Below are 20,916 nucleotides of genomic sequence, written 5' to 3'. Positions count from 1 at the left end.
GGTACCTTAAATTAAAGGATTTAATTTAAAAAAAATAAGGAGTTTGCCATGAGACGTAACTACTTTATTGCTCCTCTTGTTTTGATTCCCTTATGTTCGTTCAGTCATTCAGAACATCCATCCGATTCGCTGATATTGAGTCACAATCCCCTATCTAAAAACTCCATACAAAAAACATACTCCAATAGCGCGGAACGTCTGAACCAACTCCAATCGTTTACACGCAGCATGGATTACCCAACTCAAATTATTCGCATGTCGGTAAGCATGGAAAACCAACAATTGACCTGTGATCAAGTCAATGAGGCTATTGAAGAACGAATTGTACGTTATATCACTTCGGATAAATTTTCTTACCAGACTTATTTCAGTTGTACCTATAATCCGAACACACATTTTGCAATCAACTTCCAAATCAACAGCTATTTTGATCCCGTGAATGATGAGGCAGTAAACTACTTGAAATCCTATCTGTCCGCGTATAATGGATCTGATTTTCTCGGCACCCAATTAAATATTGAGTCAGCCAAAGGACTTGTAGTGGCACTTAATGTTTCAGCCGGTATGAAGAAAAACCCCAAGAATCCTCCTTTTATAGAATACAGGCAGGATCGCAGTAATTTCTACTTCAAAAACAATTATGAAATGACGAAAAAGTTATTTACTGATATTAATCAAAATTTTTATTCCAACGATCCTGAAAAAATTCTGCCGTTTCTGGATAGATGGTTATTTCCTCATGCTGGACCGATTTATAAAGCGATTTTAAGAGATTCTAACTATGCAGAACTGCAGCCAGAGCTCATTTTCCTCATGGAGCAAGGTGAAAAAATCTTTGTGTCGGGCCTAAAATACCATTTTGCCCACCATTGCAATCGATACGAAAATCATCGCTGCCTGGTGCAGGGAGCCTGAATCTATCCGATAAATGTGGCTCGCCCTAAAAAGACGAGCCCATCTTCTGTATGGGTAAACACTAAATAACAATCAATTCCAAACCTGAGTGAAAGCGCTCAAAGTAATTCACAACCATACTGTCTGTTACCAATTCCAAACTGGCTGGTTTCCAGTTCGGTTTTTTATCCTTGATGATCAACAAGGAACGAACTCCCTCATAAAAATCTCTGTCGCTCATGAAGTGCGCAACCAAATCAAAGTCCATTTTCAAACATTCAGCTAAAGACAAACCTTTTGCCTTGTGTAACTGAGCGAGGGTTACTTTAAGACTTAATGGAGATTTTTGCTCCAGAGTATTGTGAACACCTTCTGCCCATATGCCATCACAACCACGCAAAGCCTCCAGGATCAGTTCGACAGTTGGTTTAGAAAAACACACATTGATTAAGGGCTTAATCTGACTGACCTCATGTTGCAAATCGGATTGAGAATATTTTTGAATGCATCGATCGACTGTGGCATATGGATCTTCTGATAAATCAGTAGAAATTAAAGCATCGGTTAAAGCCCCCATTTGACTGGAAGAAACACGATACTTAATTAAACCAGCATTTAATGCATCCAGAGAACCTATTCGGTTCCCCGTTAATCCCAGATAAATACCCAGAGAACCAGGACAGCGTGTTAATAAATGACTGGCACCTATATCAGGGAAAAATCCTATACCGGTCTCTGGCATGGCAAAAACAAATTGCTCGCTGGCAACGGGATGACTACCATGCAAGGAAATTCCAACACCACCGCCCATAGTGATTCCATCCATTAACGCGATATACGGCTTACCGTAGTGATGAATGAAATGATTAAGCCTGTACTCGTGCCAGAAGAACTGCATTTGCTCTGACTCGGTACTTCGACCTGAGTTATAGAGCCAACGCACATCGCCCCCCGCGCAAAATGCATTCCCGGGAACGGCTCGAACGACTACTGCCCTTATGGAGTTATCCTCTTTCCAAATCTCCAATTGTTTTTGCATGGCCAAAATCATGGGTAAGGAAAGGGCATTTAATGCACTGGCTCTGTTTAAAGTAATTAACCCTATTTGTCCTTCCTGGGCAAAGAGTATCTCTTCGATCATCATTATTCTCCCTTAAAGACAGCAGCACGCTTACCTAAAAACGCGTCTACTCCCTCTTTTTTATCGGCAGTAGCACAAACCTTGGCAAAATGAATTGCTTCCAGATGTAATGCCTCCTGAAGAGGTAAATCATAGCCATGATCAATCACTTCCATCACCCCAGTTATAGCCAAAGGAGCCATGCTTAAAATGCCCTTTAATATCGTCTTTCCCTGTTCCAATAAATGTTCAGGCTCTGTCACTTCCGAAACCAATCCCCAGTTTAAAGCGGTTTCAGCGTTAATAAATCGCCCAGTCAGACACAAATCCATAGCGCGACCCTTACCAACAAGACGAGCTAATCTCTGAGTACCGCCGTATCCAGGAATAACTCCCAGTTTGACCTCTGGCTGGCCAAACATCGCTTTGGTTGATGCAATACGCATCGTTGCCGAAATAGCCAGTTCACAACCACCGCCAAACGCAAATCCATTAATCGCCGCCAGAGAAGGCTTGCCCATATTCTCCAACAAACGAAACACTTCCTGACCGTGACAGGCAAACTCATATCCTGTCTGCGCAGTACATTCAGCCAATCGATTTATATCAGCGCCAGCACAAAATGCTTTGCCATTGCCAGTGATCATTAATGCCTTAACTTTTGGATTAGCTTTTGCGGAGCGAAACAATTCAGCCAGAGCATTTAAAACTTCGGTACTTAATGCATTCAGTTTTTCTGGTCTGTTTAACGTTAATGTTAAAATTCCATTTACATCCAATTCTTGTTCAATTAAATTCATTAACAAACTCCTGATAAAATCCTAATCAATAAAAAATTCTTCATCCAAACTGGCTTTGGCAATAATTTCGCGCATGATCTCATTAGTGCCTTCAAGAATCTGGTGTACTCTTAAATCTCTGAAGATTCGCTCGATCTGATAATCGCGTAAATAACCATATCCACCATGCAATTGCATGGCTTTATCACTAATCCGGAATGCAACATCAGTGGCAAGACGTTTAGCCATCGCACAATACATAGGTGCATTGGCATCATTGTTATCCATAGCCGTTGCTGCTCTGTAGACCATTAACCGTGCTGCCTCATAATCAGTTAACATATCGGCAAAATAAAACCGCAAAGCCTGCATTTTAGTTAATGATTTACCAAATTGTTTGCGTTCATGAAGATAGGCTTGAGTTAATCGTAAACAAGCCAGTGCGCCCCCCAGTGAACATGAGGCAATGTTCACCCGTCCTCCATTTAATGCATTAAGAGCAATTTTGAACCCCATACCTTCTTCACCAACCCGGTTGGAGACGGGTACACGACAATTTTCAAAATAGATCATACACGTTGGTTGACTGCGCCAACCCATTTTCTTTTCCAATTTACCAAAAGTGAAACCGGGTGTATTTTTTTCTATTAACAGACAACTGATCCCATGATGCGATTCATCTCCTGTGCGAACCATGCATAAATAAACATCGCTTACACTCGCACCGGAAATAAAAGCCTTTGCGCCATTAAGGATATAATAATCTCCTTCTCGTACAGCTCTGGTCTTTAACGAAGCCGCGTCGGAGCCTGATTCTGGTTCAGTCAGGCAATAACTGGAAATCACTTCCATCGAAGTTAATTTAGGCCCCCAGTAGGAACGCAATGAGTCGTTAGCATAACGATCAACCAATGAAGTAACCATGTTATGAATGGAGAGATATGCACTGGTGGTGATGCAGCCGGTTGCCAATTGTTCAAATATCAAGGACGCATCCAGGCGAGTCAGTTGCGCGCCGCCAATATCCTCACGTGCCACCATGCCCGCCATCCCTAATGCTGCTGCTTCTCGTAAAATATCGGTTGGAAAGTGGCTGTGCTCATCCCAATGATCAGCCATGGGAGCCAATTTATTTTGGGCAAAATCTGATGCCATCTGACGAAACGCCTGATGTTCAGCGGTGAATTCAAAATTCATAGACCATCCTTAGAAAGTTTCTTTTTAACACCCTATATACCCACCGGGTATAAACCTGAATGAGTTTAATCTACTGAAGCGATTACGGCACTAAATTTTGTAAAAAATTCCGGGACTTAGCCCATAAAATTTCAAGTTCTTGCTAAACAGCTCTGTTTACAGCTTAAAAGATGTTATTATTGCGAATTTTTAGCGCCTGTGAACTACAACAAGAATAATCACATGGGACAAATAGCGCAACCGACATTAACAAATAAAAATGCCCTGACCGTACTAAAAGATTATTTCGGTTTTGATTCTTTTAGAACACCTCAGGAAGAAATAATCAATGATGTTATTTCTGGGGTAGATGTACTCGTTCTCATGCCGACTGGAGGGGGTAAATCTCTGTGCTATCAGATACCTTCAATAGTAAGGCCTGGAGTGGGTATTGTTGTCTCTCCCTTGATTGCATTAATGGAAGATCAAGTCGCGGCCCTCAGATTACAAGGCATTAATGCGGCCTATTATAACTCGTCCTTATCCAGTGAAGAAGCCAGAAAAGTGCTGGCACAATTACACAATGATGAACTGGATTTATTGTATATCGCACCCGAACGACTGATCAGCACGTCTTTTTTAGAGCGTCTGGAAGAATGCCAAATCGCGCTGTTCGCTATTGATGAGGCGCATTGCGTTTCTCAATGGGGGCATGATTTCAGACCTGAATACGCGGCACTAGGGCTATTAAAAACCCATTTTCCCAATGTGCCTATGATTGCGTTAACTGCAACTGCCGATAAACAAACCCGCGAAGACATTGTTGTAAAATTAAATTACAATCCAAAAAAATACGTCGCTTCCTTTAATCGACCTAATATTCACTACAAAGTAGTTCCTAAAATCAATCCAGCGAAGCAATTGAATCAATTTTTGCAATCTGAAGTACAACAATCCGGAATTATTTATTGCGGTACACGGAACAGCGTGGAGCGGCTTGCAGAAAAACTGCAGGATATGGGATTTAAGGCACGGGCTTATCACGCAGGCCTTGCTCACAGCGAGCGACGCGAGGTACAAACTTTATTTCGACATGATCGTATTGATATTGTTGTTGCTACGATTGCCTTTGGCATGGGTATTGATAAACCGAATGTCCGCTTCGTGGTACATCATGATTTACCTAAAAATATCGAAGGATATTATCAGGAAACAGGCCGAGCTGGTCGTGATGGCTTACCTGCCAGAGCACTTCTCCTTTATGATGCCGCTGATAGCGCAAGGCTCCGCTCCTGGATAATCAACACTCCCCTCGACGAACAAAGAAGAGTGGAAACCAGTAAATTAAATCACATGCTGGCCTTTGCGGAAGCCTCCCATTGCAGGCGTCAGATTCTCTTGCGTTATTTTGACGAGCCTTGCGATACCGAGTGCAAGTACTGTGATGTCTGTGATAATCCACCTGAGATGGCCGACGCGACAGAAGATGCTCAGAAATTATTATCCTGCATCTATCGACTAAAACAAAATTATGGATTAACTCATACCATAGAAGTACTGAGAGGTGCTGTAACAGACAAAATCAAACAATTTGGCCATGATCAACTCAGCACTTACGGCATTGGTAAAGATAAATCAGCCAATTACTGGAAACAGCTGGCCTGGCAACTGATCCATAAGGATTATTGTTTGCAGGACATCAGTCATTTTAACGTGTTGCGTCTAACGCCAAAAGCGATACCACTGTTAAAAGGTCAAGAACAGATCTCCTTGACCATTCCCAATAACGACCTTAAGGGCACTAAAAAGAAAAACAAGGAGCGCAGCTCTGTTAAACCTGAAAACAGTCCTTTATTTGAAGTACTGCGTAGTTTAAGGCGTAAACTGGCCGATGAAGAAAATAAACCTCCATTTATGATTTTCAGTGATGCGACCCTGCACGAAATGACGCAACTAAAACCGCAAAATACAGAAGAGTTGCTTGATGTATCTGGAGTAGGCCAACACAAACTCACTCATTATGGGCATCATTTTCTTAAAGCACTAAAAGAATTCAACGAATCCTGACCGATAAAGCTGAATTAAAAAGAGCTCTTCATGTTCAAACCAATTCAACTCAATGTAGAGAGCCTCCTTCTTCTAAATATTCCCTTTGAAATCAAAGAACTCAATCCAATTCGATTATCTATAAAGTGCTCATTGTGAAAAATTTTGCCAGTTAGATCTAGGAATTTAGTAAATATTATGGAATAATTATCAACCAATTACAGTAAATTTTGTCTATTTATATGAAAATTAAAGCAATACTCTTATTGGTCGCTGTTCTTTTTCCTGTGGCTCTATTTGCCAGTAATACAACCTGTCCTTTATCAGACGGAATCAATGTACACACCTCAAAGCGAACATTAAACATTTGTAAACACGGCTCGGTAATTAAGACTTTCAAAGTAGCTTTAGGTTATAAAGGTATTGGTAAAAAGAAAGCCGGGGATAATAAAACACCAGTTGGTTTATACCGATTAGCCTATCCTAGAAAATCCAATCAATTCAAAATATTCATCCCCATTCTCTATCCGACGTCAAAACAGGCTGCAGCGGGTTATACAGGCAGAGATGTAGGTATTCATGGACCAACACAATCCTCCAAAGGATTTAACTGGTTAAATGGTTTGCCCTACTCAACTCGTGGATGTATTGCGGTTGGCAAGAATAATTACATTGACTATGTAGCGAATTGGGTAAAATCCAACCCTGGAACTAAAGTTTTAATTATATAAACTCCGTACGTTACAAAAAGAACTGTCATGCCCGCGCAGTCGGGCACTTCCAATTAGCCTTATGTATTTCTTGACGAAATGCTAATTGGAAGGGCAAGACAGTTTTTTTTGTCCTGTACAGAGCATTTAAATTAAGAGTTCATGAAATCAGCACTGATTTCTGCTAACTCATACCTGCATAATGTAAAGCAGCTCCATAAATGGAGCTTGCCCTCGCCCAACAATTCTCTAACCGTCTGCTATAGTGTGAATTACCGTTGAAGTCTGGTGCTACAACCGCCCACGTTAAAGGCCCCTAATCAGCCCACTCTTTATTCTCATCTCGATAAACACTAAACTAATCCACTATTCAGGAACAATTGAGATCCAATGCATCGACTTCCCAAAGAATTCTATCAACGAGACACCGTTCAGGTTGCCAGGGATCTTTTAGGCAAGTTTCTGGTGCACTGCGATGAGGGACTGGAGCGGATCGGAAAAATTGTCGAAGTGGAGGCTTATACTGGACAACAGGATCTAGCATCACACTCGTCAAAAGGGATAACCAAGCGCACTGAAGTAATGTATGGGCCGGCTGGCTTTGCATACATTTATTTGATTTATGGAATGTATTATTGCACCAACGTCGTTACAGAAAAGGAAGGTATTGGTTCAGCAGTATTAATAAGAGCTCTGGAGCCAGTACAAAATACCCTGGGTAAAACACAAGGTCCAGGCTTATTGTCCAGGGCCATGAACATTGACATCCGATTTAATCGACATGATTTAACCGGCAATACTGTTTATATAGCCGAAACAACGAACCAATCCACCTTCACTATAATAGAAAAACCCAGGATAGGAGTTCACTATGCTAAAGATTGGACTGATAAATTATTAAGGTTTTACATAAAAGACAATGCTTTTATTTCCAAACTTTGATGTCGGGTGTCTCGTCTTAATTTAATCCTGGGATGGAAGACTGTCTTTTGTGCACAACAGACTGAAAAGCCATATTTGGTGCATCTTGAGCGAAAACCTGCACGCAAATCTGACTTTTCTCCAAGATTCCATATTTGTGACCAAGAGTCAGGATGGAAGAGGAACTAGCTGTAATAACCAATTTTCACATGAACCTGATAATATTTGACTTTATTGTGATCAATAAATCCACGCGTTTCGACTACTTCAAACCATTCCAGCTTGCCATGAGATTGAGCAGCCATTATTGCATTATCAATAGCCTTCTCGATACTCTCTTGCGAAGTACCAATTAATTCAACAAATCGATACACTTTATCCGTCATTTTTTCTCACTCCCTAATTTAATTTGATCCTGTGCTTTAGCAATGGCTTTACGAATCGCTTGAGACTCCTCAGATTGCTCTGGTGCCATAACTAACAAACGTTGCCAATAGGTGATCGCCTCCTGATAATCATGACTCAAGTAAGCGTTCATAGCAAGCATGGCTAAAGCATCCGGTTGTTTGGGATTCTTGTCTAATAGCTTGTTAAATATCTCGATAATCTCAGTACTAAATTGTTGATTGTTCATCAGCCAAAGACTGTGGGCATAATTCACAGCATACTGCTCCTCATCAGGCTTTAAATGATGGGCTTTAGCAAAGGCTTGAGACGCATTGTTCGTTTCATTTTGACTGGTATATAAACGGCCTAATAAATACCATCCCTTTGCGCTTTTGGGATTTTCATCCAGTTTGGCTTTTAATTTATCTATAAGTTCCTGAGGACTCTTAATCGATTTAAGTACTTGCTGGGCACGTTCCCGAGATTCAGTTTGATGAATGTATTCTTGCCAGCCAGAAAAACCACCCCAATTGTAGTAGCCCGCGGAAGCCATCAAAAAGATAAATGGCACCAGCACAATACGGGTCAATAAAGTACATTTTAAGGGATAAATTATTAAAATACTTGCAGCAAAGGTTATTAAAACCAAAATACTGATTAACCACCATTCAGTCATAGGATCGTCGCTTAAAACATGTTCGCCAAAAAATCAGAAAACCCAATAGCAGAAATACAAATGGGCCAAACCATAACAATAATGTAACCGCTTTTACTGGAGGTTTAAAAAGAATAAAATCGCCATAGCGTGAGGTCAGATAGTCCGTGATCTCACTGTCGCTTTTACCCTCTTTTACCATTTCATAAACCTGTAAACGTAAATCCTTGGCTAATTCAGCATTTGAATCTGCCAAATCCTGATTCTGGCATACCAAACATCGTAAATCTTTTAATAAATGATTAAATTGAGCCTCTTTTCTGGCTGAATCCAGAGGGTAAACGCTGTTGGCAAAACATAAAGGCATGATTAAAAAAACAATGAAGCCTAAGCAAGATAAATACACTGATCTCATGAGGTCTGCTCCAATTGCTTCATCAAGGGCAATATCTCTTTACTCCAGACTTCCTGATTCATTATCCCAACATGTCGATATCGAATAATACCGCGTTTATCAATAACAAAAGTTTCAGGTGCACCATAAACCCCTAAATCAATAGCAACCTTGCCCTCACTATCCTGGAATACCTGTTTATAAGGATTACCCCATTCCTCTAACCAATGCAGGGCATCAGCCGATTTATCTTTATAATTTAACCCATACACAGGCACTCCTTCACGTGCCAATTGCAGCATAAAAACCTGTTCTTCGACACAGGCTGCACACCAGCTGGCCCAGACATTAAGAAGAACAACCTGATTGCGTAATTGATTTGAACTAAAGGTCTCCTCTGGATTTTGAAGTTGTGGCAAGGTAAATTCAGGAACAGCCTTTCCTAGTTGCACTGAGGGCAATTGATGCGGATCTAAAGAAAGACCACGCCACAGAAAAAAACTCAATAATAAAAACAAAGCAACAGGAATTATTTTCCACCCAATTGTTTTCATGCCTCTAACTCCTGAGCACGAACCGCAACTGCTGTTCTGCTTCTGTAATAGCGTCTATCAGTCAAAGCGAGAAAACCACCAGCAAGAATCAAAAATCCTCCACCCCAGATCCAGCGAACAAAGGGCTTATAATACAATCGTACAGACCAGGAATTATCTGCCAAAGGCTCACCCAAAGCGATGTAAATATCTCTAAATGGGGTCACGTCTATTGCTGACTCGGTCATCGCCATTTGTCCAATGGAATACACTCTTTTTTCAGGATAGATCAAACTTGTTTTGTCATGATAACTGATTTTGAACTCGGCTCTAGCCCCTTTGTAGTTAGGCCCAACGAGATCCGATTGATTCATAAAATCTATTTGATAGCCTGCAAGAGAAACATGAGTGCCAGGAGCCATCTGTACATCGTCCTGTATCCCGTATGCAGTGGAAACCGCTATACCAATTACAGAAGCGGCAACGCCACAATGTGCCACAACCATCCCCCAATAAGCCTGACCTACTCCATCAAGCCCTCGTTCCTTGATTCGTCGGATAACCGCATTGAAAGTACTCAAGATAACCCAAAAGGCCAAGATCAAGCCCATTAGGGCTGAACCATCAAATTGGCTGGATGTTAACCATAATACAACTACAGGAACTACCAGACTCAGTAAGGCAGTCCAGTTCAACCTTTTATAAACAGCTTTCCAACCATCACGATTCCACTTTAAATGAATCCCGATGCCCATAATCAACAGCATAGGAATCATCAACGGGACGAACACTGCATTAAAATAAGGAGCACCAACAGAGAGTTTACCCAGTCCTAAACCTTCAACCAATAAGGGATATACGGTACCCATTAATACCGTCAGCATAATTACCACCAGAAATACATTATTTAATAACAAGGCACTTTCTCGTGACACCGGACTGGGACTGGTACCCGTCTGTAAGGTTTGAGCACGAAATAAAAACAAGAGCAAAGAACCACCAATAACCATCAGCAAAAAAGCCAATATAAACAAACCACGCTGTGGATCCACCGCAAAGGCATGTACAGAGGTTAGTACTCCTGAACGGACAAGAAATGTTCCGATAAGGCTTAAAGAGAAGGCTGCAATTGCGAGCAGCATGGTCCAGGCTTTAAATTGCTGGCGTTGCTCGGTCACTGCCAATGAATGAAGTAATGCTGTACCGACAAGCCAGGGCATAAACGAAGCATTCTCCACCGGATCCCAAAACCACCAACCACCCCACCCTAATTCTCGGTAGGCCCACCAGCTTCCCAGTGTAATTCCTGCGGTTAAACAACACCAGGCCGCCAAAGTCCAGGGCCTGGTCCATTTAGACCAGCTGGATTCGACTTTGCCTGCCCACAATGCAGCTATAGCAAAAGCAAAAGCCACAGAAAAACCAACATACCCCATATACAACATGGGTGGATGAAACAAAAACCCCGGATCCTGCAATAATGGATTCAGATCCCTGCCTTGAGTATTTAAAACCTGAAACTGGCGTAAAAAAGGATTGGATGTAGTCAATAAAAAAAGGATGAATCCTATGCTTAACCATCCTAATACCACTAATACCCGTGTGCGCATTTCCTTGTCCAGACTTGAGCTCAAGTAACCTACCAGAATCATCCAGAAACTAAGAATGGCAACCCATAAAAGCATGGAACCTTCGTGCCCACCCCAAACAGCGCAGAGTTTATAAAACCAGGGCAATAAAACACTGGAATTACTGACTACATAAACAACTGAAAAATCATCATTTAAAAAGCAAAAAGTTAAACAAAAATAAGCAATACTGACAAATAAAAATTGTAACCCGGCATAGGTTCTCGCTGATTCCATCCAGGCTTCACGTTTGAGATATAAACCCGCCAAAGGAACTGTCGCCAGCATCAGAGCAACAAGCAATGCCAGGATTAACGAAAAAAGGCCAATTTCTGCAATCATGAATTCACCTTTTTAGCCAAAGACGCTTTAACTTCCGGGGGCATGTAATTCGCATCGTGCTTTGCTAACACCTGAGTGGCTCGAAAATAGTGCGAATCAATGACCTCTCCTTCTGCGACTATTCCCTGACCTTCACGAAACAGATCAGGAAGAATTCCTTTATATGTCACCGTGATGGTTTTATTAAAATCGGTGATTTTAAATTGAACTTCCAATCCTTCTTTAGCTCTCACAATGCTGTTTTTTTCAACCATGCCACCGACTCGAACGGGACGAGCTATCGGTGCTTCTCCCGAAGCAACCTGACTAGGGGTATAAAATAAACTGATATTTTGTCTCAGGGCATATAAAACCAGGCCGGAAGCTATGGCTAAAATTGACATAAAAAAAAGTATCGTAAGTAATTTGCGTTTTCTTGCCGGATTCATAAATGCTATCTCTTAAACCATCGTTGCAGTTTTTGACGAGTTCGAGTTTTTTGTCTTTTTATTCCGAAAAAATTCATTAGCAAGACAAAACCAACCAATCCGTAAGCGGTCCACACATAAGCAGAATAACCACCCATTGCCAACCATTCAAAAAATGGGTTCATTGACGCTCTCCTTCGAATTGAATTTTAACCCAGGTTTGTTTTCTTTCCCTGATCAATAATTCATTTCGCGCCTTTTCCAGAATGATCCATAAGCAATAGAAAAAGAATCCAATCAGGGTCAACAGCAATGGATACAACATGCTGACTTCAATTTTAGGCTTCGCAAACACAGATAAAGTGGCTCCTTGATGCAGGGTATTCCACCAATACACTGAATAATGAATAATGGGTAAATCAATTAAACCGACCAAAGTTAATATCGCAATGATTTTATCACCGTCTTCTTTATTTTTAACCGCATGATGCGTTGCTAAAATAGCGGCATAAAGCAACAAAAGTATCAGTTCAGAAGTTAATCTTGCATCCCATACCCACCAGGCTCCCCACATGGGCTTGCCCCAAATACTGCCGGTAACCAGCGCGAGAAACGCCATACAAAGCCCCAATTCAGCTACCAGGCTAATCAATAGGCCGGCTATTTTAATACGCCAAACCAAAAGCAAAACGGCTAAAAAGCCCATCCAGGCATACAGAGCCATTGAAAGAAACGCACTGGGAACATGGACATAGATGATCCGAAAGGCATCTCCTTGCTGATAATCAGGCGGAGCAAAGACAAGGCCCCAAACCACTCCAATCACCAAAGTCAGCAATGCACCAGCCGCCAACCATGGAATTATGCGCCCCGAGAAACTGTAAAATGTTTTGGGCGAGGCTAATTGATATAAAAACTTCCACATAGGAAACATTAAAGTCAGAAAAGAGTCGGATTTTACCATGCCTCAGTGTTTTCGCAAAATATACCTGATAGACAGGGTTTGATGAGCACTGTGGTTAACTGAAGCGCCTCTCAACCGCTTGCGGCTGAAGGCTTTTTTCCATGCATGGTTTACTAAAAAGTCATTAATTGAAAAAATCCTGAGTCAACGATCATCAATCGACTTGACTGATTCGAACCACACCCGCAATAGCAAAAGGCAAAAAGCCTGCTGCAATAACAGACATAGCCATGAGTAATGCCAAATACCCATTGATTGGCAATCCCTGCATTGCAATACTTAAAGTGCCACTGCCAAAAACAAGCAATGGAAGTGTTAAAGGCAATAATATCAATGCCATTAAAGCTCCCCGTTGATTCACCCCAACACCAAAGGCTGCCGCCAATGCACACAAGTAAAACAGAGCTGGCGTACCACAAAGCAGACTCAGTATCAATATCCAGGTTTCCCACACGGAAAATGCAAACAAGAGAGCAACCAAAGGAGAAAGGAGTAGCAAAGGTGTTATATTAAAGAGCCAATGTGCCAGGATTTTCGCGCTGATAATAACAGGCAATGATTGCCCAGAAACCAGCCATTGCTCAATAACACCTTGCTCATAATCTTGTTGAAAAAGTCGTTCCGCTGAAAGTAACATGGACAGTAAAATTGCCATCCAGATCAAACCAGGAGCAATAGTTCTCAGGAGTACCACTTCAGGTCGTATCGTTAAAGGAAAAAGAAATAACAACATTAAAAAAAATAAACAGGAATTAACCAAGTATTTGATTTGTCTCATCTGAATTAATAATTCACGCTTGAATTGAGTTCTAAGTAATACAAAGCACGAATTCACAAATGATACTCCTGATAGTCACCATCCCTTAATGGCAAGTTTTGATGAGAAGTAAGCAGTACTGCACCGCCTTGCAATCGATGGTGTTCTATTTTATCCATCAGAGTCATCAACGCGCTCTGATCCAAAGCTACCAACGGCTCATCCAACAGCCATAAAGGTTTATCAGACATCCATAATCGGAGAAGACCGACCTGTCTTCTTTGCCCCGCTGAAAGCAGGCCACAAGGTTGATCTAAAAATCGTTCCAAATGAAATTGGGCGGCCAATTCAGTGATATCGGCCGTGTTACCACCATAGTTCAAATCAAACAGGCAATTTTCTTTTACGGTAAGATAGGGGTTAATTCCCGTTTTATGGCCGACAAAACAGAGCTGTTGTTGGTATGCAGCAAGCTGCTCAGAAATCGGTAGGCCTGAAAAACAGATCTGCCCCTGCATCGGTTGATGCAATCCCGCTATCAACTTAAGTAAGGTAGTTTTACCCGCACCATTACCGCCTTTCAGATGTAAAAGGCCGCCTTGTGGTACTTTAAATGAAACATGATGTAACAGAGGTTGTTCCTGGTAATCAAAATCAAGATCAATCACTTCAAGCATAGGAATGTGTTTTTTACCGTAAAAAGCGAGACTAACTATAAATAAAAGACAAAACAAGTTTTTTAACGTGTATACCGTTTAAATTCCTGATTTTTGTCTTGCGAAGTCACATCAGGATCGCCATAATCTGTTTTATTTATTTAAAGGTTATCAATGGAATTTCTTAGTGAATACGGTATGTTTCTCCTTAAATGCGTCACCCTGGTTGTCGCATTTCTAGTACTTATAGGTGGTATCTTTTCTTTAGGTCGCAAACCCAAACCCAAATTGGAAATTACTTCTCTAAATGAACAATATGAGCACATTCAAACGTTAATGAACAAAGAAATTCTGGATAAAAAACCAGGAAAAAAGAAAAAAAGCAAGGAAAAGCAACCCACTCTTTATGTCATTGATTTCAGTGGTGATATCAAAGCTTCACAAGTAGAACAACTTCGTGAAGAAGTGACCTCTATCCTGTGTATTGCCAAACCGGAAGATGAGGTTCTGGTCAGATTGGATAGCCCTGGCGGTGCAGTTAATGGGTATGGACTTGCGGCATCACAACTGCAAAGAATACGTGATAAAAACATTCCTTTAACAGTGTGTATTGATAAAGTAGCAGCAAGCGGCGGTTATTTAATGGCCTGTGTAGCCAATCAAATTATTGCAGCTCCTTTTGCAATCATTGGTTCAATTGGTGTTGTGGCTCAAATCCCTAATTTTCACCGCTGGTTAAAGAAAAATGATATTGACGTTGAATTATTAACGGCAGGTGAATACAAACGGACCCTAACCCTGTTTGCTGAAAATACCGATAAAGGCCGGAAAAAATTTCAGAAAGATCTGGAGCACATTCATACGGCATTTAGAAATTATGTCCTTGCTAATCGCAGCCAACTGGATATGGATAAAGTGTCCACAGGTGAGCATTGGCTGGCAACCGATGCTTTTGAACTGAGTCTGGTAGATAAACTATGCACCAGTGATGACTACCTGGTGGAAAAAATGGCACGCTATAAGGCATTTAAAATAACCGTCCAGCCCAAACCTACTTTAATGAATAAACTGCTAAAACCCGCAATGAATCTGTTGCATCCCTGGGCTTAACTTGAAAGCCCAGTGATAGACAAGAGAAGAACAACAAAAGATTGAATATGAGTATATAATTATATAATAAAATAATTTTCTGCAAGGGAGTGGAACATGAGCGATTTTAAATCCAAGCTGCCTGATTTTAAAGAATTAACGTCAATGACAACGAAACTGTATAAAGGCATAAAAAGCAGTGTCGAAGAAATTATTCAAGACTACAAGCAAAAAAGAGAACAACAGGAAACACCTGCTGAAGAGGTAAAAAAAGAAGCGGCTAAAACTGAAGAAGTAAAAGTGCCTGAGACAAAAACTGAAACAGCCAAAACAGCAGAAAAAACTGAAGAAGAACCCTCTGAGAATAAGCCTTAATCCCAAAACCAAGGCCTGGTATTAACATCACCTGAAATCACAAACAAAGTCTTTTCCCCTCCCCACCCAGCGTGGGGAAAAGGGTTATAGAGTTCATCTCCAGCCCAAACAAGCATGCTTTAAATAATTTTAGTTTAACTGAAAAATGCAGCTTGATTGTGGAACTGTTTCACTTCCTGCACCTTGAGAAGCAGAATTTGAACTACCAAATAATGTTTGAGGTGTCGATATCAGAAGCGCAGCACTTTTTGATTCAATCAACCTCATTTCTTCTTCAGTTATGGAAGAATCCTCAGGTGCATGCTGTTTAGCCAGGTTAAGAGCCTCTTCAGCTTGCTCCCACCTTTTCTCTAATCTATAAGTACAAGCAATATTTAGCCAGGCATCTGCAATTTCTTGCGTGTCTTCTGTTTTATTGAGGATAGAAGAAAAGTATTTTCGCGCTTCAGGAAAACAATCCTGTTTAAAAAGAGACATCCCTATCTGATTAATGACAATAAGATGTTCTGGATCAAGCTGAAATGCTTCTAAATAAATTTCTTGCGCTTTTAAATATTCATTGTTTTTGTAAAAATGATGTCCATATTGTGCCAAACATTCGGTCAGGTTAGATAAGATAATGTTTCTCAATGTGACCTCATGTTCTTTACAAACCGCTAGAGCTTTTCGGTAATAGTGTATTGCAACACTATAATTCATTGCTACATTATTCATCACAGCATCTTCGTCTTGTACGACCTTCACAACCACGTCAATGTATTGTTCATACCAACTTGCTATACTTTGTAAAAATACAGGGTTTTCGCTACTTAGGCTCAAGGCTTTTGTGATAAAAGCCAGAGAATCGCGAAACAGCTTGACGCTCTGTACCAAGTCTGTTTTGAGATAATGCACAGCAGACTTTATAAACAATAAACCCATGTTATTCCAGGCAGAAGCACCAGATGGATACATTTTTGTTGCCGTCTCGTAACATGTTAGTGCCGCTTTGCTGTTGTTTTCCATTTCATAGCATTGCCCTAATAAATCGAATGCATTAGACACATTGGCTACTTCGTCTGGATTACTTTGTCTTAATTCAATAAATTTTTTTAAAGAAGGAATAGCCCTTTGTGGTTCACTGCAAAAAAAGAAACATGTTCCTAAATAAAAATAGCTCTCTGGTACTTCTGGATTTTTATCAATCGCTTGAAGAAACCAATTTTTAGCTCTTTCATAATTGTGTTCATCAAATACTTTTATTCCATCTAAATAAAATGAATTAAACATGTTCCCTACTCCTTAACTTAAAATGGACGCATTAGTTGGAGTCATTCCCGCAAGTTTTGCAGATTTCCTGATTAAATGACTTTCTTTCGGGTGCAAATAGCCCGCTTGCTCTTCAAGATCAACCAAATCATCATAAATGACATCAAGCGATTCACGATTTTTTGAAAAGATACGCACAGTACCATAGGGGTTATAATCACCCATTGCCTGTTCATTTTTTAATCCGCTACTGATTGTTAAGATAATCTCAAGATTAGGCCGCTCTTCATAAAGTCGCACCAGGGTTTCATGAATCTCTCGAGTTGTAGCCGAAGTGACATCGATTGCGCAAATCCTATCTTTTTTATCGATTAAAGCAATTTCATCCGCCATATCCTCATGGGTTGTGTTGCAATGATTTACGTCAAAAAAGGCCACGTTGGTTTGGACTCTTTTTTTGAGTTTATCATGCACATAATCAACAGGAATCGGATGTTTTGATAACGCTTCATCTGTTTCATAATACATTTGGCTTGCACTGAATGTTAGATACAAGGGATCTATCTGATATGTATCATGGAGGTATTTTCTACTGACAGCATGAATCAGCTGTATTGCCCTCATCCCTGTTGCGGTAATTATTTTCTTTGCATGAATTGTTTGAGGCTCGCCTTTAATTTCAAGCTCTCCCTCTTCATCAGAGTCAGAGCCATTACCATCCTCAACCGATTGATCTGCTTTAGGTTGAAAAATGAAATTTGCTACCCATGCTTCAAAACAAGAATGGAGATCTTCAGTTTTTTGTTCTTTTACAAGAGTCGCAACCTCTTTTTTAGTCGCCCCCAAAAGCTCAGCCATTTCTTTTATCAGAGTCCAAAACTCATCGTCCACAACTTTTTCGGCCTCTCCCCATTCATAGGATGTTAAGTCATCACCATCAAGTTGAATCGAAAGAGATTTGCCATTTAATTTAATGGATTGAAGCACTTTTTTAAGTGGTTCTACAAACGCCTTGTTATATGCTTTTTTATCCTTGAAGATATCTTCTAATGGATGATCAAGACAGGCATTGTGTATCAAGTCGACCAAGCATTCCTTAACTACTGATTTTCTGAATATTTGACTCGCAAAAGATTTATTTGAACTATCACCTGGAGCCCATAAAGTATTCCAAAGGGTATCTTTAAGCTGAATTTCTACTGGTTTTGTTTTCGTCGATTTTATTTTATTATAATTTTTTAGAGTATTCGTCAATGCTACAGATTGAAATGGAATTTCAAAAGCATTCTGGTTCTTGACCAGTTTTTGCAAAAACATGATCGCATCAATCACGCAATCCGCATAGGGTTTTGGTGTCAATCCAAGATTAACACGCACACTTTCACCACAATCTGCAACAGAGGGTCTCAAGCAGCCAAAGCTCGAGCGGTGCACCATTTCAATATTAATTCCTCGCTCATCAGCCAGAGTATTAGCAAATGCAATGAGGTATACGGATAGAAATTGGCTCCAAATTTTAGGATTTTTCTCATCGGCGGGCTTAGGTAAAGAAAACAATACACAGGTATAGTTATTATCGGCGTTGATAAGAATATCAGGATCGCGTTCATTAACCTGAGCAACAACATAAGCAGCCATATTTTTTTGCTGTTCCAAAAGCCTGTCGTACCATAAAGCAGGTTCCGAAATAGCCAGTGCTTTTTTTACTGGTTTTAAGGCTTTTTTATATCTCGCAAAATGGAAAGGATTGTAAAAATTCCCCGTTTTAGGGTACATACCCGTTGTTATTGACTCCTGATTTCCCTGAAATTTAAACTGGTCTTTAGATGTTCCTTCGATTTTTTTAAAATCACTTCTGTGGTAAGTAGACCATCGCACCGGATCGGTCATATCAAATAATGAAGGATATCTGCAATGAAATTCTGATCGAGGCAAATAAATTCGCTCTTTAACTGGTTTTATCGTTCCTGAGGCGCTTCGTTTAATTTGAATAATTTTCATGATTACATCTCTTAAAGGATAATTCGCTTTATCCCTAAAGACACAATTATTATTCCATTAGTATTTTATTGACGCGATTGTATTACATGCAACGCATTCTTCCAATTTATTTTCAAGTTTATCTCGCGAGGACTACTCCTACGTAGCCAATAGTTCTTAACGACTCAAGAGCTCTTTGTTTTGCCTGGAAGCGCTCGTGGAACATGGTTCTTATTCAACATAAAAATCCGAAATGAAATGTCCAATGCCATCAGATAATTCAATAAATGGACCCCGCGGTCTTCGCCGCGGGGATTCGTAAACCATATAGAAGCGACAATGGAAAATAGATTTGAGCGAAGAACTAATCCGCAATGGAACGCTCATTACCATGAACTAATCCAGTAAATAAACCCCGCGGTCTTTGCCCCGGGGATTCGTAGACCATATAGAAGCGACAATGGAAAATAGATTTGAGCGAAAAAATTAATCCGCAATGGAACGCTCATTACCATGAGCTAATCCAGTAAATAAACTCCGCGGTCTTTGCCCCGGGGATTAGTAGACCATATGGAAGCGACAATCGAAAATAGATTTCGAACGAAAAAATTAAACCCCAATGGAACGCTCCTTACCATGAAATAATCCAGTAAATAGACCCCGCGGTCTTTACCGCGGGGATTCGTAGACCATATGGAAGCGACAATCGAAAATAGATTTGAGCGAAAAAACTAATCCACAATGGAACGCTCATTACCATGAGCTAATCCAGTAAACAAACCCCGCGGTCTTTGCCCCGGGGATTCGTAGACCATATGGAAGCGACAATCGAAAATAGATTTGAGCGAAAAAACTAATCCACAATGGAACGCTCATTACCATGAGCTAATCCAGTAAATAAACCCCGCGGTCTTTGCCCCGGGGATTCGTAGACCATATGGAAGCGACAATGGAAAATAGATTTGAGCGAAAAAACTAATCCACAATGGAACGCTCATTACCATGACCTAATCCAGTAAATAAACCCCGCGGTCTTTGCCGCGGGGATTCGTAATGAACTCTATAGTATTGATCGCATTTATTGACTTACCTCATTCCCGAATCCCCGCGGCGAAGACCGCGGGGTCTACAAAACTCTCAGATAATGCATAATTTTTTATTTAAATTCCTTTCAGTATCGACCTTTATGCCCACAATACTGATATCATTTCCTGCGTTAATAAAACTCCCTTTATGTTTCAACAGACAAAAGGTTATTGAGTTTTATTCTATTCACAATCCTTATAATGGAATAAAGGCGAGTCCAAATGAATAATAGCTATGTGTACATACTTGCAAGTCAAAAAAATGGTACATTGTATATTGGTTTAACCTCTGATTTGATTAAACGGATCTGGGAACATAAAAATAAATTTGTCCCCGGATTTACTAAAAAATACAATATTACTAGCCTTGTTTATTTTGAAATTTTTAATGACATAACCTTAGCTGCTGCGAGAGAAAAAAGACTAAAAGAATGGAAACGGCAGTGGAAAATAGATTTAATCGAAAAAACTAATCCACAATGGAACGATCTTTACCATGAAATAATCCAGTAAATAGACCCCGCGGTCTCCGCCACGGGGATTCGTAAACCATATAGTAGCAACAATGGAAAATAGATTTAATCGAAAAAACTAATCCACAATGAAACGATCTTTACCTTAAAATAATCGAGTAAATAGACCCCGCGGTCTGAGTGATCCCCTGATATATTTTGAACAATAAGAAGCTACCATTTTCTAGCCAACTCCTGCTCCATCAGGGTTGGCAAGTTTTCATAGTCAATATTGAGCTCTTGTAGCTTATCAAATTC

At 40.4% G+C, this 20,916-nt stretch carries 22 protein-coding genes; 7 read left to right on the top strand and 15 right to left on the bottom strand.

Features of this window, described 5'->3' with window-relative positions; genetic code table 11:
• The first annotated feature begins 48 nt into the window (after positions 1–48).
• Entirely contained in the window at positions 49–915 is an 867-nt protein-coding gene (locus tag ELY21_RS14535; RefSeq protein ID WP_127110652.1) for an Lpg0189 family type II secretion system effector, read from the top strand.
• Between the two features lie 61 nt (positions 916–976).
• On the opposite strand, the gene ELY21_RS14530 is transcribed toward ELY21_RS14535, so the two are convergent.
• The 3 genes from ELY21_RS14530 to ELY21_RS14520 are packed head-to-tail and all read right to left on the bottom strand — an operon-like array spanning position 977 to position 3,990.
• Positions 977–2,035: an enoyl-CoA hydratase/isomerase family protein gene (locus ELY21_RS14530; protein ID WP_127110662.1), complete on the bottom strand. Its 1,059-nt coding sequence runs from the start codon at positions 2,033–2,035 to the stop codon at positions 977–979.
• Between the two features lie 2 nt (positions 2,036–2,037).
• Positions 2,038–2,814: an enoyl-CoA hydratase/isomerase family protein gene (locus ELY21_RS14525; protein WP_127110650.1), complete on the bottom strand. Its 777-nt coding sequence runs from the start codon at positions 2,812–2,814 to the stop codon at positions 2,038–2,040.
• 21 nt (positions 2,815–2,835) lie between these two features.
• A complete protein-coding gene (locus ELY21_RS14520) occupies positions 2,836–3,990 on the bottom strand; it encodes an acyl-CoA dehydrogenase family protein (protein ID WP_127110648.1) in 1,155 nt (384 codons plus the stop codon).
• A 222-nt stretch (positions 3,991–4,212) separates the two neighbouring features.
• Between ELY21_RS14520 and recQ the strand changes: the two genes are divergently transcribed.
• From recQ to ELY21_RS14505, 3 genes are all read left to right on the top strand, one after another.
• A complete protein-coding gene (recQ, locus tag ELY21_RS14515; protein WP_127110646.1) occupies positions 4,213–6,036 on the top strand; it encodes a DNA helicase RecQ in 1,824 nt (607 codons plus the stop codon).
• Positions 6,037–6,257: 221 nt separating this feature from the next.
• Positions 6,258–6,746: a murein L,D-transpeptidase family protein gene (locus ELY21_RS14510; RefSeq protein WP_127110644.1), complete on the top strand. Its 489-nt coding sequence runs from the start codon at positions 6,258–6,260 to the stop codon at positions 6,744–6,746.
• Positions 6,747–7,115: 369 nt separating this feature from the next.
• Positions 7,116–7,667 carry a DNA-3-methyladenine glycosylase gene (locus tag ELY21_RS14505; RefSeq protein ID WP_127110642.1) on the top strand — a complete coding sequence of 184 codons (552 nt, stop codon included), beginning with the start codon at positions 7,116–7,118 and terminating at the stop codon, positions 7,665–7,667.
• Between the two features lie 164 nt (positions 7,668–7,831).
• Here the strand turns inward: ELY21_RS14505 and ELY21_RS14500 are convergent, their stop codons facing one another.
• The 10 genes from ELY21_RS14500 to ccmA all read right to left on the bottom strand — a co-directional run bounded on the left by ELY21_RS14500 (position 7,832) and on the right by ccmA (position 14,390).
• Positions 7,832–8,032 (bottom strand): dodecin, encoded by a 201-nt coding sequence (locus ELY21_RS14500; RefSeq protein ID WP_028385162.1) that lies wholly within the window; start codon positions 8,030–8,032, stop codon positions 7,832–7,834.
• The gene (locus ELY21_RS14495; RefSeq protein WP_127110640.1) at positions 8,029–8,709 is read right to left on the bottom strand and encodes a tetratricopeptide repeat protein; all 681 of its coding nucleotides are present in this window, start codon (positions 8,707–8,709) and stop codon (positions 8,029–8,031) included. Before ELY21_RS14495 ends, ELY21_RS14500 begins: the two co-directional genes overlap by 4 nt.
• The gene (locus ELY21_RS14490; protein WP_127110638.1) at positions 8,702–9,103 is read right to left on the bottom strand and encodes a cytochrome c-type biogenesis protein; all 402 of its coding nucleotides are present in this window, start codon (positions 9,101–9,103) and stop codon (positions 8,702–8,704) included. The genes ELY21_RS14495 and ELY21_RS14490 overlap by 8 nt, the downstream gene beginning before the upstream one ends.
• Positions 9,100–9,636, bottom strand: coding sequence for a DsbE family thiol:disulfide interchange protein (locus tag ELY21_RS14485; RefSeq protein WP_127110636.1), 537 nt, complete (start codon positions 9,634–9,636; stop codon positions 9,100–9,102). Before ELY21_RS14485 ends, ELY21_RS14490 begins: the two co-directional genes overlap by 4 nt.
• Positions 9,633–11,585, bottom strand: coding sequence for a heme lyase CcmF/NrfE family subunit (locus ELY21_RS14480; protein ID WP_127110634.1), 1,953 nt, complete (start codon positions 11,583–11,585; stop codon positions 9,633–9,635). The genes ELY21_RS14485 and ELY21_RS14480 overlap by 4 nt, the downstream gene beginning before the upstream one ends.
• On the bottom strand, positions 11,582–12,013 hold the full coding sequence (gene ccmE / locus ELY21_RS14475) for a cytochrome c maturation protein CcmE (protein WP_127110632.1): 432 nt from the start codon (positions 12,011–12,013) through the stop codon (positions 11,582–11,584). The genes ELY21_RS14480 and ccmE overlap by 4 nt, the downstream gene beginning before the upstream one ends.
• A 5-nt stretch (positions 12,014–12,018) precedes the next feature.
• A complete protein-coding gene (gene ccmD, locus ELY21_RS14470; protein WP_028385156.1) occupies positions 12,019–12,177 on the bottom strand; it encodes a heme exporter protein CcmD in 159 nt (52 codons plus the stop codon).
• Positions 12,174–12,917 carry a heme ABC transporter permease CcmC gene (gene ccmC, locus ELY21_RS14465; protein ID WP_233588726.1) on the bottom strand — a complete coding sequence of 248 codons (744 nt, stop codon included), beginning with the start codon at positions 12,915–12,917 and terminating at the stop codon, positions 12,174–12,176. The genes ccmD and ccmC overlap by 4 nt, the downstream gene beginning before the upstream one ends.
• A gap of 193 nt (positions 12,918–13,110) precedes the next feature.
• Positions 13,111–13,791, bottom strand: a complete 681-nt coding sequence (gene ccmB / locus ELY21_RS14460; protein WP_127110627.1) for a heme exporter protein CcmB — start codon at positions 13,789–13,791, stop codon at positions 13,111–13,113.
• The gene (gene ccmA, locus ELY21_RS14455; protein WP_127110625.1) at positions 13,788–14,390 is read right to left on the bottom strand and encodes a cytochrome c biogenesis heme-transporting ATPase CcmA; all 603 of its coding nucleotides are present in this window, start codon (positions 14,388–14,390) and stop codon (positions 13,788–13,790) included. The genes ccmB and ccmA overlap by 4 nt, the downstream gene beginning before the upstream one ends.
• 153 nt (positions 14,391–14,543) lie before the next feature.
• Here ccmA and sohB point away from each other — a divergent pair, with 153 nt between their 5' ends.
• The gene (gene sohB, locus ELY21_RS14450) at positions 14,544–15,479 is read left to right on the top strand and encodes a protease SohB (RefSeq protein WP_127110623.1); all 936 of its coding nucleotides are present in this window, start codon (positions 14,544–14,546) and stop codon (positions 15,477–15,479) included.
• 96 nt (positions 15,480–15,575) lie between these two features.
• Positions 15,576–15,833: a hypothetical protein gene (locus tag ELY21_RS14445; protein WP_127110621.1), complete on the top strand. Its 258-nt coding sequence runs from the start codon at positions 15,576–15,578 to the stop codon at positions 15,831–15,833.
• Between the two features lie 129 nt (positions 15,834–15,962).
• Here ELY21_RS14445 and ELY21_RS14440 read toward each other — a convergent pair whose 3' ends face one another.
• Positions 15,963–17,102, bottom strand: a complete 1,140-nt coding sequence (locus ELY21_RS14440) for a lipopolysaccharide assembly protein LapB (RefSeq protein WP_127110619.1) — start codon at positions 17,100–17,102, stop codon at positions 15,963–15,965.
• Positions 17,103–17,114: 12 nt separating this feature from the next.
• Complete coding sequence (locus ELY21_RS14435; RefSeq protein ID WP_127110617.1) at positions 17,115–19,082, bottom strand: hypothetical protein; 1,968 nt, start codon at positions 19,080–19,082, stop codon at positions 17,115–17,117.
• 1,286 nt (positions 19,083–20,368) lie between these two features.
• Between ELY21_RS14435 and ELY21_RS14430 the strand changes: the two genes are divergently transcribed.
• Positions 20,369–20,659, top strand: a complete 291-nt coding sequence (locus tag ELY21_RS14430; RefSeq protein WP_127110615.1) for a GIY-YIG nuclease family protein — start codon at positions 20,369–20,371, stop codon at positions 20,657–20,659.
• Positions 20,660–20,916: the final 257 nt, after the last annotated feature.

This window comes from Legionella sp. km535 (assembly GCF_003990085.1).
In the GTDB taxonomy this organism is placed as follows: Bacteria; Pseudomonadota; Gammaproteobacteria; order Legionellales; family Legionellaceae; genus Legionella; species Legionella moravica.
Note: the sequence above shows the minus strand (reverse complement) of the source record. Positions and strands in the feature narration are given on the sequence as shown.